The sequence below is a fragment of the Parapedobacter sp. genome, assembly GCF_035556095.1.
GTDB lineage: Bacteria > Bacteroidota > Bacteroidia > Sphingobacteriales > Sphingobacteriaceae > Parapedobacter.
Genome location: NZ_DATMFT010000018.1, coordinates 355583 through 369979, shown reverse-complemented (window position 1 = coordinate 369979; position 14397 = coordinate 355583). Strand labels below are relative to the sequence as shown.

The following is a 14397-nucleotide window of genomic DNA, read 5'->3' as shown; positions in this document are numbered from 1 at the left end:
TTGCCATATGGTTATCTTATTACGGTTGGTGTACATACTGGCTTTGTTTATTCCGCTACAGGCGTATGCAGACCTTAGGCTGCCGGCATTGTTTTCAGATGGCATGGTCCTTCAGCAAAAAACTCACGTCGCTTTTTGGGGCTGGGCTGCGCCGTTTGAAGAAATAACGTTCCGTACAGATTGGGGTTTGAATGGTGAAACAGCCACGGCTGACTCCACTGGACGATGGTTTACCCGTATTTTGACACCATCTGCGGGCGGCCCCTATGAAATCAGGGTCTGTGGAGCGGAAGATTCGACTGTGCTGAAACAGGTGCTGATAGGCGAGGTTTGGTTGTGCTCGGGGCAGTCCAACATGGAATTCCCTTTAGGTTTCCTAGGTAGGTGGAAAACCGGTGTATTCGACTACGAAAAAGAAATCGATGCAGCGTCTCATCCCAATATTCGCATGTTTCAAGTCAAACGGCGTGCGTCAGCCACGCCTGAAACGGACGTTGAAGGAAAATGGGCGTATTGTGAGCCGGAATTCGCTGGTGATTTTTCGGCCGTAGCCTATTATTTTGCTAAGGAATTAGCTGCAAAAACGACGTGCCCAATAGGCATTATTCATGCTTCATATGGAGGAACAGCAATTGAATGTTGGATGGGAAAGAATGTTTTTTATAACGATACGACCATGTATTCCAACTTTCGAGAGCACCTATCCGACCTCTCCCGGTGGGAACGCAACCGTATGGGCCGCAATCCATCGGTTAAGTATCCAACCGTTCTTTATAACGGGATGATAGCTCCTCTTGTCCCTTTTACGATCAAAGGTATCGCATGGTATCAGGGTGAATCCAATTCGGACAGACCTAAGGAATATCGACAACTGTTTCCTGCCCTAATTGAAAACTGGCGAAACGAATGGAATGCAATGTTACCGTTTTATTATGTACAAATAGCACCGCATGCTGAAAAAGGGCCACTAATTCGAGAAGCACAGCTACTTACCTTGAAGCGAGTTTCGCATACGGGTATGGCGGTCATTACAGATGCAGCCGATTCGCTCGATATTCATCCAAGGGATAAAAAAAAGCCCGGCGACAGGTTGGCTAGACTTGCTTTAGCGAACGTCTATAAAATCGACGGGGTGTGTCCATCCGGCCCGATTTACGATACCATGAGGATAGTGGATGAAAAAATTGAGCTTTCTTTCAAATACGCGAAAGGTTTGTATTCGAAAGGTGGGGCGTTGACAGAATTTGAGATTTGCGGTGCGGACCGCATATTTGTAAAAGCAAACGCCACCATCGAACGGGATATTATTACGGTATCCAGTAACGAGGTGGATCAACCCATTGCGGTACGTTTCGCGTGGAAAAATTTTCCACGCCCAAATTTATACAATGGGGCGGATCTGCCGGCCTCCCCTTTTCGAACCGATGATTGGGAACACTAGGCTAATATCCTTTAAGCAAAAATATGAAGAAAGAGAAAGCAATAACTGCGCTTTTAAACATTGCATTGTACTTTTTCGATTAATTTTCGATATTGCGATAACAATGGTCACTTGTCAAGCGAATGTTCATGCGCTCGCCGGCGCACGTTTCTATATGCTAGCAATCCTGTTGCTGCTCCATGTCGCCGGGCTTGGGCAGCCGATGGATTACTCGGTTAAATTCACCCGAATCGGGTTACATGAAGGGTTATCGCAAAGCAGCGTATTCTCGCTTTGTCAGGACTACCTAGGTTTCATGTGGGTAGGCACCCGGGATGGATTAAACCGGTATGATGCGCGGACGTTTACGACGTACCGGAATATCCCTTCGGATAGCACTTCGCTTACCAATAATTACATTCTGTCCATTTCGGAAGACAGTAAAAAGCGATTGTGGGTGGGCACCAGCGCTGGTATTAATCTTTATAATCGCCACCTCGACCGGTTTGAGCGGTTCCCCCTTGTCAATAACCAATCGGGTAATTCCCCTTCAGAACCGAATATTTCGGCTATCAAAGAGGACCGTAACGGGCGGGTTTGGTTTGCGACAACACAGGGGCTATACTGCCTTGATGATCGGATAAACCCTAATCAGCTCATACTGGTATTTGACGCCACCATGTACAATGGCCAGGGTATACCGTTAGAATGCAGTAATGTATTGTCGTTCTATGAAGATTTCCTTGGCCGGGTTTGGCTGGGCACTGAAAAAGGCGTACTCGTTTTTGACCCCTATCAACCCGGCACGCCGCTACACATTAACCACCATTTCCGACGCCGCGAAGGCCAATTAAACAGCGATGAGGTACGTGTGATACGCGAAATGGCCGATGGCATCTTTTGGTTCGGCACCAAAGATGGGGGGGTCAATATATACAACGCGAATACAGGTACATTTGATTACCTCACCCATCAACCCGAAGCCAATGGCAGGTCATTGGCCAACAATGACGTCCGTTCAATCATCGAAGACCGCTTCGGCGGCTTTTGGATTGGGACTATCAATGGCCTCAACTATTATACGCCGGAACAGGGCTTTCAGACGTTTAGGACCAATGACTATGACCAATTCTCACTTAGCAACAATTCTATCCGGCCTATTTTTCAAGATAAACGCGGATCTGTGTGGATAGGCACGTACTATGGCGGCGTTTGTGTTTTTGACCGCCATATCCCGACCTTCCAGAATTATTCACATAGCCCTTATATAAGTAGTCTGAGTTATAACGTGGTGAGCAGCATTCTGGAAGATAGACAGGAAAATCTATGGGTGGGCACCGAGGGGGGCGGCTTAAATTATATGGACAAGTCGGGCCATGTGTACCGCCATTTTAAGCATAACCCGGATGTAACCGGTTCTTTAAGCCATAACCACGTCAAATCACTTTACCTCGATAGGGAAGAGAACCTGTGGGTGGGCACCTACACCGGGGGGTTGAACTTCCTGAAAAAGGGCACGCATACGTTCCAGCACATTAGGCACAACCCATCGGTCTCCCATTCAATATCAAATGACAATGTGTACTCCATCAAGGAAGATGCACATGGCAACCTCTGGTTTGGCACCTATGGCGGTGGTCTCAACGTAAAGAAACCCGGCGATGTGATGCGATTCGAAAGCTATAGGATCAGGAAGACAGGGCGTTACCACATCAGCTCAGACCTGGTGCGGACCGTGTTCATTGATAGCCGCGATAACCTTTGGGTGGGCACCGAAGATGGCCTGAATCTCAAACGCCCCGGCACAGACCAGTTTGAGGTCTTTCGATTTTCACTTGATGACCCCCGAAGCATCAGTGGTAACGTCATCATCAGTATATTTGAAGATAGCAAAGGGCGTATTTGGTTTGGTACCTTTAAAAACGGATTGAATCGATATCATTACGATACGGGTTCATTCAGCCGCGTAACTGAACAAGATGGTCTACCCGGTAACAATATTTTCGGCATATTGGAAGATGCTGGCCATTTGTGGTTGAGCACCAATAAAGGGATTTGTCGCTTCAATCCCGAATCGGGAACCATTAAGTCGTATAATACCAAAGATGGTATCGGCGGCAATGAGTTTTCAATCGGCGCCTATTGCCGCACAGCTACTGGGCGATTGATATTCGGTGGCTCCCATGGTCTTACCGTTTTTAACCCGAACGATTTTAGTTCCAGTAGCTTTGTGCCGCCGATTCTCTTTACCGATTTCCGGCTGTTCAACAAGCCCGTGTCGCCCACAAAAGACGGTGTGTTGAGCAAACCGATCTTCGTCACGGATACCATCGTGCTTAGCCATGCGCAACGGATTTTTACGGTTGAATTTTCTGCCATCAATTATGTGCTTCCCGAAAAGAATAAATATGCCTATCGCCTAGATGGCTTGGAAGATCAATGGAATTATGTGAACGTGCCTTCGGCCACCTACACCAATCTGCACGCGGGCACTTATACCTTATTGGCTAGGGGCTCCAGCAACGACGGCATTTGGAATGAGGTACCGGCCAAGCTGACCATCAAAATCTTGCCACCCCTATGGCAGACGTGGTGGGCTTACCTCTCCTATGCGCTATTGGTGGCGAGTGGTCTTTATGTTGTCATTCGGTATACCAAAATAAGGAGCCGACTCGAGCACCAGTTGGAATTGGAACACCTCGAAAATGAGCGGCAGCGTGAAATCAATGAGATCAAACTCAATTTTTTCACCAGTATATCCCACGAATTCCGTACACCCCTCACACTTATCCTTGCGCCCGTGCAACACCTGTTGACCAATATGAATTTCGATGCACATGCACGGACCATGATGGTGACGGTAAAGAATAACTCCCTGCGGCTGCTCAACCTTGTCAACCAATTGCTCGATTTCAGGAAGCAGGAAAACGGTAATTTCCAACTGGCCGTATCGCCCCACGACTTTATCGCTTTCATCGACCGAATCGTTAATGAATTTCACCATTACGCTGAGGAACAGCGCATCCATCTGGAATACAGTAAACCTACCACCACCATCGAAGCTTGGTTTGACGCAGACCAATTCGAGAAAGTAATCTACAACCTGCTATCGAATGCGTTTAAGTTTGCCCCCATAGGGGGTAGTGTGCGGGTAACTGTCGAAAAAATCGCACCCTCGATAGATTGCCCCGAAGGGTCGGCAATGGTGACCATCTGGGATAATGGAAAAGGAATACCCGGGGACAAGCTCACATCCATCTTCGAATTTTATTATCAGTTTCATCACAACAGTGAGCAGCACCGTAGCAATTTGGGCTCCGGCATTGGTCTTGCCCTAGCGAAGAACTTGACGGAAATGCATGGCGGCAAAATTAGCGTGACGAGCTACGACGGCAAAGACAGACCCACCTACACCCGTTTTACCGTGGAACTTCCGCTGGGTAATACACATTATAAGGCAAAGGACATAATGGGCTACCATACAGGGGAGACGTTAACTATGGCAACCGCTATACCTGATCTGGCAGGTAATTTGATCGCAGATGATGAAACGGTGAAAAATCATGGCGCCGACATACTACGCCCTGTTGTTCTGGTTGTAGAGGACAACACTGACATTCGCACATTCATCGCTAACCATCTTCGTGCGCATTACACGGTATTGCAAGCGTCCAATGGCCTAGATGGTTGGGCATTGGTCCAATCTAAGCTGCCGGATCTGGTAATTACCGATATCATGATGCCGATGGCTGACGGCATCTCACTGCTGAAAAACATCAAGCAACACGTGGATACCAATCACATTCCGGTGCTGTTGCTGACCGCACGTACGTCCATGGAAAATGTGATTGAAGGGCTCCAACTCGGCAGCGATGATTACATCACGAAACCTTTCCATCTCGATGTACTTTCGCTAAAAATCCGCAACAGCTTGGCTGCTCGTGAACGCTTCCGAAAGAAATTTATCCGGGACTATGTACTCACTCCGCAGCAAGAGGTAAGCGAATCGGACGCCGAACAGCAATTTCTTGGGAAAGTCATCAAACTGATTGAAGATAATCTGGTGGAAACACAGTTCAATGTCAATGCTTTGGCCAGCGAATTGGGCATGAGCCGTCCAGTGCTTTATCGTAAGTTGAAGCAAATGACCGATCTCAGTGTCATCGAACTCATCAATGTGCTCCGGCTTAAGAAAGCCGCCCAACTCCTTGCCCAGGGCCAGCTATCCGTAAGCGAGGTGGCATACCAGGTCGGATTCAGCGACCCGAAATATTTCGGCAAGTCATTCAAGAGTTATTTTGGCAAGTCGCCAACGGCTTATACGGCGCTGGAGGCTAAGGAGCAACAGGATGTACTCACCCAAAAAACCAATTCATTTTGATGCAAACGGTATGGTGCGATGCCGGCGCATTCCTGGACGAGTTCTACGGTGCGGAGCCACCGAACGAACAGGGTGAGGTTGCGTGTTTCAAGGCCTTATTCGCTGAAATCCGCAACCGCTAGGCCAACTGTTTGGCAAACGTCAGATTATCGGCTGACCACCAGCCTGTATCGGGAATTCCGATATTAATCCCTAACTTTGTACCTATGATTGAACTTCCCGTGATCCCAGCAAATCAATTGCAGCGCAAGCCCGATTGGTTGCGCGTGAAACTACCGGTAGGTAAAGAATACCGCCATGTGCGTAGTTTGGTAGACGAGCATAAGCTGCATACCATCTGCGAGAGCGGCAATTGCCCCAATATGGGTGAGTGCTGGGGGGCCGGAACGGCAACGTTCATGATACTCGGGAATATCTGCACACGCTCCTGCTCCTTTTGCGCCGTAGCTACCGGCCGACCGTTGGCGGTCGACTGGGATGAACCAAACCGGGTGGCCCGGTCGGTGAAACTCATGGAGGTGAAGCATTGCGTCATTACGTCGGTAGATCGCGATGACCTCAAGGATGGCGGCTCGACCGTGTGGGCAGAGACAGTGAACGCGATCCGCCGTGAAAGTCCCGGTACGACACTGGAAACATTGATCCCCGATTTCAAGGGGCAGTGGGAAAACCTCGAACGTGTATTGGCCGTACGCCCGGAAGTTGTTTCACACAATCTCGAGACCGTTCGCCGACTCACGCGTGAAGTGCGTATCCAGGCCAAGTACGACCGGAGCCTCGAATGCCTGCGCCGAATTTCCGCAGTCGGCCTGCGTACCAAATCGGGCATCATGCTTGGCTTTGGCGAAACCGAGGCGGATGTCATTGAAGCGATGACCGATCTATATGAAGCGGGCGTGCATATCCTCACGCTTGGCCAATACCTGCAACCCACCAAAGCGCACCACCCCGTGGTGGAATGGATTACGCCCGAGCAATTCAAATATTACCAGGAAGTGGGGTTACGCATGGGCTTCAAATACGTGGAGAGTGGCCCGCTGGTGCGGTCGTCTTACCACGCTGAGAAGCATTTATTCGATATGCAGTGAAGACTGCTGTAAGGAGCAGGCGTGGCGTATGGAAGAAGTTTATATACAGACCCCCCTCGGCATTACCGTCATCAAGGGCGACAGTGATGGTATTGTAGCTGTCTCTGTCCTCAAAGAAGATACAGTCAAACCATCCCAGCATATCCCCGATAACCTAACCCATGCCGTTAAACAGCTCGGAGAATACTTTGCCGGGACACGGCAAACCTTCCAACTGCGGCTGAACCCGAAAGGTACGGACTTCCAGAAAAGCGTGTGGCAGGAACTCCTTAAGATATCCTACGGAAAAACGATATCCTACCTGGAGCTCTCTAGGCGGCTTGGCGATGTAAAAGCCATCCGCGCCGTGGCTGCGGCCAATGGACAGAACCCTTTTTGGATTGTTGTGCCATGCCACCGGGTTATCGGCAGCGATGGGTCGCTCACCGGGTATGCAGGCGGCCTTTGGCGGAAGAAGTGGCTGCTCGACCATGAAAGCCCCTACAAACAACAGACTTTGTTTTAGCGACCTCCTGCTTCGCCGGGCATGAGGGCACCGCAGTACACGCTATCGGATATGGTGTCGAAAAAGGTATCCCTGAATGCTGCATACACATGCACAGGTTTTTCGATAAAACGTAAATGCTTGATCACTAAAATTTCCGATCCTTCCCGCCGTTCAGCGCCGCTTTCACGAAAATGGCGAAAATGCCCGCCATCATATAATAGCAACAGGAGCCGGTCGTCGCCTCCGCCGCCAGACTGCTCCCAATGGATGGTCAGCCGGTCATCTTCATATGCCGCCGTGCAATTCAGTGGGGGCTTCAGGGTACCCCGCGAAATAAGCACCTTCGCCGGATTGACAAACGGCTTATCCTCCTCGTCAAAATCAATTGCATTTTTCCTGACATACGATTGAGCCAATTGAAATGCGCCCACCCGACTTCCGGGAGGAGCCTCCCGCTGGTATCCGAATTTTACGAAAGGTTTAATCGGTGCCAGAAATTCAGAAACCGCCTTCATTTTCGCTTGGTTCAAAAGCTCCAACACGGTAAAGGGCCTGGTTCGCCTCCCGACAGAACGCATCACCTGCTGGCCGTTGAGGTTGTACCCCACGATTGATCCCACTTTCCCGCTGAATGAGCCGTTAATTCCTCCGTGATTGATAGCCATAATCGTTATGCTTATAATCCGATACTGATTCAATACTTAGTTAAGACAAATATAGAATAAAAATAGAATAAGTAATATAATTACTTAGGATTCATAGAGGTTTTACCTATGTTAACCCTATGTGAAACCTCTATAATATCTTTGTTAATACAATGTGAATATTCAATAAGCATGGAGTATGCCTTAGACAAAGCGGGGTAGACGCTGTAGAAATACTGTTTTATTGTGCATGTTAAACCAAGTATATTTGTGCGATGTTCAATTCATTTATCTCCAAACTGATTATAGCCACCATGGCGTTGTCGTGCGTAGTGCAGTTGGTAAATGGGCAGTATAGCCTAGATAGCATACGTACGCTCCGGCAGTTGAAACTGGAACGGCTTGCAAAAGACCCCAGTGCCCCGTTGACTGCAGATGATATACGGCATATACACCATTACGACCCAGACAGTATTTATGTGGTTCCCGGTCGTGTCGAATTATTGCGTGGAGAGCTGCCTTTCCGTATGCCCACCTCTGATGGCACCAGCAAAACCTATATCCGGTATGCCAAGGTGAGGTTTCAATTGCAAGGCCAAGACGGGGAGTTGACCTTATTCCGCAGCCAGGACCTCTTCACCGACCCACGCTATCGCAACCACCTGTTCCTGCCGTTTACCGATGAGACCAACGGCGATGAGACATATGGTGCCGGTCGCTATATCGACCTGTCTATCGATGATATCCAAAACGGTAGCATCACCATTGATTTCAATACGGCATACAATCCCTATTGCGCATACAGCAGTGGTTACCGGTGCCCCCTGCCACCGGTCGAGAATTTTCTCCCCGTCCCCATAAAGGCAGGCGAAAAGAGCTACACCGGCCCTATCCGGGAGCGCCCGCAACCACTGGCCGTGCCAAAACCGCTTAGCACGGCGGAACACGAGCTTGTCCTATCGGGCGATACGACGCAGCTGATGCGTGTTATCCAAGATACAGTAGCTGTGGAAGAAGCGGTACTGAGAAAGCCATCGGTGGATATAAACCCCGACGAGCCGTTGCTTCCACTATTGGCAAAGCGCATGTACTTGTCCGTAATGGATTCGCTGCACCCAGGGGTGGGCATCGCGGCTCCCCAGGTGGGCATCAATCGCAACGTCATTTGGGTACAGCGCTTCGACAAGCCGGGCGAGCCGATGGAACTATATCTCAACCCAAAGATCACCTGGCGTTCCAAGTTGTTACGCAAGGGATTAGAAGGTTGCCTTTCCATCCCCGACACCATGGGGCAGGTGTTGCGCAATTATACCATACGCCTCACCTATCAGGATAGCGATGGTGCTCAACACGAGGAAATGATAGAAGGCTTCACAGCTGTGATTTTCCAACACGAAACGGACCACCTCCACGGTGTCCTTTTTACCGATCGACTGGCCGAGCAGGAACAGGGAACCTACAACCGCATCAACGGAGAAACCGACCTTTATTTGAAGGAACGGCTGCGACGGCAGTAGGTTAGGTAATATTTGTACCTAAAACACGCATAATTTATGGGTTTTAAAGTCTACTAAATTAGTATACTTTTGTGGGGTCGCAATTGAAAATCAATTGTACCCATAAAAGAAGTAGTATTTTAAAGTTCAACGTTATGTATCACCGAGTCACTGTTGCAAATTCGAGTTCCCCTATGTTTACCTTCTTCTACGTCGACAGTCACATGTGCATGTGCGGTTGATTTGACTTAATCCTTCCACATTTACTGATTTATTGGTTGGCTAGGTTGCCCTATTGGGCGACCAGTGAGTAGGCGGCAGTTTGTGTCGCATGGTCGAATATTGCCTAGTAAAATATTGTTACGTAATGGTTTAGATTGTAAATCGAGCCGATTAGGCTAAAAAAAATTAAAGATGATTAAAATTCAATATAAGATTTGCTTACTATTTTTAATACTGGCGCAGGGGGCTGTTTATGCGCAACAAACAACTCCCTTGATAAACTCTACGCTCGACGGCTTGGTGATAGATGCAGTAACCAGTGAGCCGCTCGCTGGGGCTTCCTTGCAGTTGGAAGGGGTAACGCACAGCACAAAGACAGACAACCGCGGCCGGTTTCAATTCGTTACGGGCCAGAAGTTCCCCTATACGATCATTGTATCGTATGTGGGCTATAAAACCAAAAATGTCGTTGCCGATGGCAGCCCGATTACGATTGAATTGGAGCGCGATGCCACGGGTTTGGACGAAGTGGTGGTTGTGGGGTATGGCACGCAGAAACGGAGTGACCTTACAGGTTCTGTGTCTAAGGTCAATCCAGCGGAGGTGAGGACGATACCCGAGGCCAGTTTCGATGCCCAGTTGCAGGGGAAGGCGGCGGGTGTCCAGATCAATAGCAATACCGGTGTGCCCGGTTCGGATATATTTATCCGTGTACGGGGAGCCACGTCGATCAATGCCAGTAATGATCCACTATATGTCGTCGATGGGGTTGTGATAAATAATGTTAGTCTCCAGCATATATTCCAGGAGCGTGCAACATCACCCCTGACGGATATCAATCCCAACGACATCGCATCGATAGAAGTACTCAAGGACGCCAGCGCAATTGCCATCTACGGTTCGAGGGGCGCGAATGGGGTTATCATCATTACAACAAAGCGCGGCAATTACGGGCAGTCGGCAAAAATTGAATTCAATGCTTCAGAAGGTTTTGGATGGGCTCCAGCTGACCGGGTATGGAAGACGACAACCGGCCCTGAACATGCATTGTTAGTGAATGAATATAACCGAAATTCAGGCACTACGCAACCGTTTAGGCCGGAAGATGAAGTAATCAACGGCGTGCGGGGAAGAGGTTTGCCCGAGGAACAGCCTACCTATGACCGGATGGCTATTTTGAACCGGACAGCCCACTTAAGGAATTATGACGTAACCTTGCAGGGAGGGTCGGAATCTACGAAGTATTACGTAGGCGGCGGATATACTGGCCAAGAGAGCATATGGAAGCCGATGGGTTTCCAACGGGGCAGCCTTAAGGCTAACATCGATCAGAAGGTGGGCGAACGGATCACGGTGTCGGCGAATAATACATTTACTAAAAGTTACCGGGATCAGGCAAGGCCGGCTAATGGCGGGAACGGTACGTTATTGCAGGCGTCGCTCAATATCCCCACCTACCTCCCCATCTTCGCGGAAGATGGCACGCCCCTGAAGTGGGTGAACTTCGATAACATCGACGTGTTGACCAGCAGGGTAAACCTTTGGTCGAACAGTTACCACTATATTGGTAATGTGTCGGTTGACTATGAGATTTTACCGGGGTTGAAGTTCCGTTCCAGCTTGGGGTTGGATTATAATAATTATGAGGAAAACGAATATTGGGATACACGGGCGATTTTGGGGGCTTCGGGCGGCAGAGGTACACAAAGTATCACCCAATCCGAAATCTACATCAACGAACAGACACTGGCATTCAATACTGCTTCCAATGATCACAACTTTGGGGTATTGGTGGGCAACACATTGCAGGCTAGCAAGTTAAAGAACGTCTCTGCTACGGGCACGAACTTTCCGAACGATTCCTATACGCAGATTTCTTCTGCGGCGAGTCAGACGGCATCGCAACTCAACTCGGAAAGCACACTCGCGTCTTTCTTTTCGAGGATAGACTATAATTACGCAAGTAAATATTACTTGGAGTTCATTGTAAGGGCCGACGGATCGTCGAAATTCGGTGCTAATAATAAGTGGGGATATTTTCCGGCGGTTGGTGGGGCTTGGCGGATACATGAGGAGCCGTTCCTACAGCATAATAACGTGATCAGCAACCTTAAATTGCGGATTAGTTATGGTATCACTGGTAATCAAGGTGGAATTGACGATTTCGCTTCCCATGGGCTGTGGACTGGTGGCTTCGGATATGCGGACCAAGATGGAAGCGCCGAGGGCCCAGGTACCGCCCCTTTACAGATTGCCAATCCCGATCTGCGTTGGGAAAAAACATCCCAGCTCAGCACCGGCGTTGATCTTGGCTTATTGAATAACCGTATCAATATCGAGTTCAACGCCTATAACAAATATACCACTGATGTGCTGCTGGAAATAGCCACCCCGGCTTCCACAGGCTTTAGTTCATACCTGACCAACTACGGCGAGTTAAGCAACAAGGGCTTTGAGCTCGCGGTCAATTCGGTGAATGTCTCAAAGGGCAGGTTTTCGTGGACAACGGACTTCAATATATCGCAGAATCGGAATACGATTGAAAACATACCTGCCGACATCCCTTTTGCCGGGCGTGACCTCATCCGCTTGCAACAGGGCAGTTCGCTGTACGCATACTGGCTATACAAACAACTTTATGTGGATCCGGAAACGGGAGATGCTGTATTTGAAGATGTGGATGATAACGGTGTAATCAATGCAGGAGACCGGCAGATTATCGGGAGCATCTGGCCCAAATATTTTGGTGGGTTCGACAACACATTCCGATTCCGGGACTTTGACCTGGGCATATTCTTTACCTATTCTTTCGGAAATGGCATATGGAACCATAACCGGATGCTTGGAGAAACAGGTGGAACGCTGGATGCCAATCGCGTGTTGCTGGCCAGCCAGCTGGACCGGTGGACCACACCGGGTCAGAAAACCGATGTGCCGCGGCTTACGGCGGCAAACTACGCGCGTCAGGAAAATAGCAGGTTCTTCGAAGATGCCTCATTTGTCAGATTGCGCTCATTGACCGTCGGATACACGTTACCCAATCAGCTGGCTAGGAGAATAGGGTTCGATAAATTGAGGCTGTACTTTGCCGGAAGCAACCTGCTGTTGTTCACAAAGTATACGGGGGCTGACCCCGAAACAAATATCGGGCAGAATAATATCCAGGGGTACGACTACGGTACCCCACCACAGCCGAGGACCATCCAATTTGGAATAAATGCATCGCTTTAACGCATATACAACATGAAATATTCAAAAAATACGATAAACGCACTGGGAATTGTTTTGATCGCTCTACTGTCCGGTTGCGAAAAATTCCTAACGACTGAACCGGTCAACGACGTGTCGGACGAACGGACGATTTATGATAAGGTATCTGCCGAAACGGCACTTCGCGGAGTATATCGGCAGTTGGGGGCTTCTAATTATTACGGGGAAACCTACGTGACTTTGGGATACTTCCCAAGCGGAGACATCAAAAACCTCACAACCGGTGGAGGGGCCAATCTGGTAAACATCAATTTCCGTACAGATGAAGTGCTCTTCAATTCGGCCTGGTCCGCAATTTATGAGACCATAAACCGGGCAAACCATGTCATTGCCAAGGTACCCCAAGTACAGGACCCGGCGTTGACACCAGCATTGAAAGACCAATACGTTGGAGAGGCAAAGTTCATCCGGGCATTGGCCTACTTTGACCTGGCGCGTGCTTGGGGAGGTGTACAGCTGATTTTGGAGCCCACGATTTCGCTAACCGATAGACCGGAGATTAAACGAAGTTCATTGGCAGATACCTATCAGCAGGTGTTGAATGACTTGGAAGATGCCGAGACATTACTGCCAGATGGATTGAATAGGATAAGGGCAACCAAACGGACCGTTTGGGCGCTGAGGGCACGGCTGCATCTCTACCGCGAAGAATGGGCGCTTGCCGAGGAGTATGCGGGTAAGCTGATTGCGCTAACAAGCGACTATCAATTGGTCAAGCCATACAGTGCTTGGTTTGCCAATGACGTAACGGGTTCGGAAGAATCCATTTTCGAACTCCAGTTTAGCTCGATCAATCCGAGCGCCATCCGTGCTCAGATGCAACACCCCACCAATGGCGGTACGTATCGATATGCGCCAACCGACCAGTTTGTCCAATTGCTTTTGGACCCCAACATTGCAGGGGGGCGGCGTGCGTTGATCGGGAGCGTCACGCAGGGAGGAGTGACCATCTGGTTCGGGAACCTTTACTACCGCCTGCCGGCTACCGACCCCGCGTACATACTGCGTATCGCGGAGATGTACTTAATACGGGCCGAAGCGAGGGTTCATTTGGGTGAATTGGTCGGCGAGAGCAGTGCATTGGAAGATTTGAACCAAGTACGGTACCGGGCGGACCTTCCGCCGTCCGCGGCGGCTACTCAAGACGAATTGCTGTTGGCCATTGAAAACGAACGCCGTTTCGAATTCGCATTCGAGGCCCATAGATGGTTTGATCTTGCACGGACAAAACGAGCCAAGGAAGTGCTCGAGGCACTGAATCCGAACGCCAGTGTAGAGCCCTATGAGCTTCTGTTTCCGATTCCGGTGACGCAGCGACAACTGGATCCGTTTCTTGACCCAAATCCGGGATATAATTAATCAACCGTGTAACACGGTGAGTTAAATAGA

Annotated in this window: 9 protein-coding genes; 8 read left to right on the top strand and 1 reads right to left on the bottom strand. The window is 49.3% G+C overall.

Annotation, left to right across the window (positions count from 1 at the left end):
* The first annotated feature begins 7 nt into the window (after window positions 1-7).
* The 5 genes from VNQ80_RS09960 to VNQ80_RS09940 all read left to right on the top strand — a co-directional run bounded on the left by VNQ80_RS09960 (window position 8) and on the right by VNQ80_RS09940 (window position 7394).
* Complete coding sequence (locus tag VNQ80_RS09960) at window positions 8-1441, top strand: sialate O-acetylesterase (RefSeq protein WP_325638033.1); 1434 nt, start codon at window positions 8-10, stop codon at window positions 1439-1441.
* A 103-nt stretch (window positions 1442-1544) separates the two neighbouring features.
* Complete coding sequence (locus VNQ80_RS09955) at window positions 1545-5801, top strand: hybrid sensor histidine kinase/response regulator transcription factor (RefSeq protein WP_325638031.1); 4257 nt, start codon at window positions 1545-1547, stop codon at window positions 5799-5801.
* The gene (locus VNQ80_RS09950) at window positions 5801-5923 is read left to right on the top strand and encodes a hypothetical protein (RefSeq protein WP_325638029.1); all 123 of its coding nucleotides are present in this window, start codon (window positions 5801-5803) and stop codon (window positions 5921-5923) included. The genes VNQ80_RS09955 and VNQ80_RS09950 overlap by 1 nt, the downstream gene beginning before the upstream one ends.
* A gap of 84 nt (window positions 5924-6007) precedes the next feature.
* Window positions 6008-6889 (top strand): lipoyl synthase, encoded by an 882-nt coding sequence (gene lipA / locus VNQ80_RS09945; RefSeq protein ID WP_325638027.1) that lies wholly within the window; start codon window positions 6008-6010, stop codon window positions 6887-6889.
* A 28-nt stretch (window positions 6890-6917) separates the two neighbouring features.
* A complete protein-coding gene (locus tag VNQ80_RS09940; RefSeq protein WP_325638025.1) occupies window positions 6918-7394 on the top strand; it encodes a methylated-DNA--[protein]-cysteine S-methyltransferase in 477 nt (158 codons plus the stop codon).
* Here the strand turns inward: VNQ80_RS09940 and VNQ80_RS09935 are convergent.
* Complete coding sequence (locus VNQ80_RS09935; RefSeq protein WP_325638024.1) at window positions 7391-8041, bottom strand: DUF6266 family protein; 651 nt, start codon at window positions 8039-8041, stop codon at window positions 7391-7393. The two genes, VNQ80_RS09940 and VNQ80_RS09935, sit on opposite strands and share 4 nt — an antisense overlap.
* A 254-nt stretch (window positions 8042-8295) precedes the next feature.
* Between VNQ80_RS09935 and VNQ80_RS09930 the strand changes: the two genes are divergently transcribed.
* The 3 genes from VNQ80_RS09930 (at window position 8296) to VNQ80_RS09920 (ending at window position 14367) form a co-directional block, all read left to right on the top strand.
* Complete coding sequence (locus tag VNQ80_RS09930; RefSeq protein WP_325638023.1) at window positions 8296-9537, top strand: DUF1684 domain-containing protein; 1242 nt, start codon at window positions 8296-8298, stop codon at window positions 9535-9537.
* Between the two features lie 393 nt (window positions 9538-9930).
* Window positions 9931-12969 carry a TonB-dependent receptor gene (locus VNQ80_RS09925; protein WP_325638022.1) on the top strand — a complete coding sequence of 1013 codons (3039 nt, stop codon included), beginning with the start codon at window positions 9931-9933 and terminating at the stop codon, window positions 12967-12969.
* Window positions 12970-12981: 12 nt separating this feature from the next.
* Window positions 12982-14367 (top strand): RagB/SusD family nutrient uptake outer membrane protein, encoded by a 1386-nt coding sequence (locus VNQ80_RS09920; RefSeq protein WP_325638021.1) that lies wholly within the window; start codon window positions 12982-12984, stop codon window positions 14365-14367.
* Window positions 14368-14397 lie beyond the last annotated feature (30 nt).

Bases quoted from the DNA above. Each gene is read 5' to 3' on its own strand.
- VNQ80_RS09960 (WP_325638033.1), top strand. From the start codon at position 8: ATGGTTATCTTATTACGGTTGGTGTACATACTGGCTTTGTTTATTCCG.
- VNQ80_RS09955 (WP_325638031.1), top strand. From the start codon at position 1,545: ATGGTCACTTGTCAAGCGAATGTTCATGCGCTCGCCGGCGCACGTTTC.
- VNQ80_RS09950 (WP_325638029.1), top strand. From the start codon at position 5,801: ATGCAAACGGTATGGTGCGATGCCGGCGCATTCCTGGACGAGTTCTAC.
- lipA (WP_325638027.1), top strand. From the start codon at position 6,008: ATGATTGAACTTCCCGTGATCCCAGCAAATCAATTGCAGCGCAAGCCC.
- VNQ80_RS09940 (WP_325638025.1), top strand. From the start codon at position 6,918: ATGGAAGAAGTTTATATACAGACCCCCCTCGGCATTACCGTCATCAAG.
- VNQ80_RS09935 (WP_325638024.1), bottom strand. From the start codon at position 8,041: ATGGCTATCAATCACGGAGGAATTAACGGCTCATTCAGCGGGAAAGTG.
- VNQ80_RS09930 (WP_325638023.1), top strand. From the start codon at position 8,296: ATGTTCAATTCATTTATCTCCAAACTGATTATAGCCACCATGGCGTTG.
- VNQ80_RS09925 (WP_325638022.1), top strand. From the start codon at position 9,931: ATGATTAAAATTCAATATAAGATTTGCTTACTATTTTTAATACTGGCG.
- VNQ80_RS09920 (WP_325638021.1), top strand. From the start codon at position 12,982: ATGAAATATTCAAAAAATACGATAAACGCACTGGGAATTGTTTTGATC.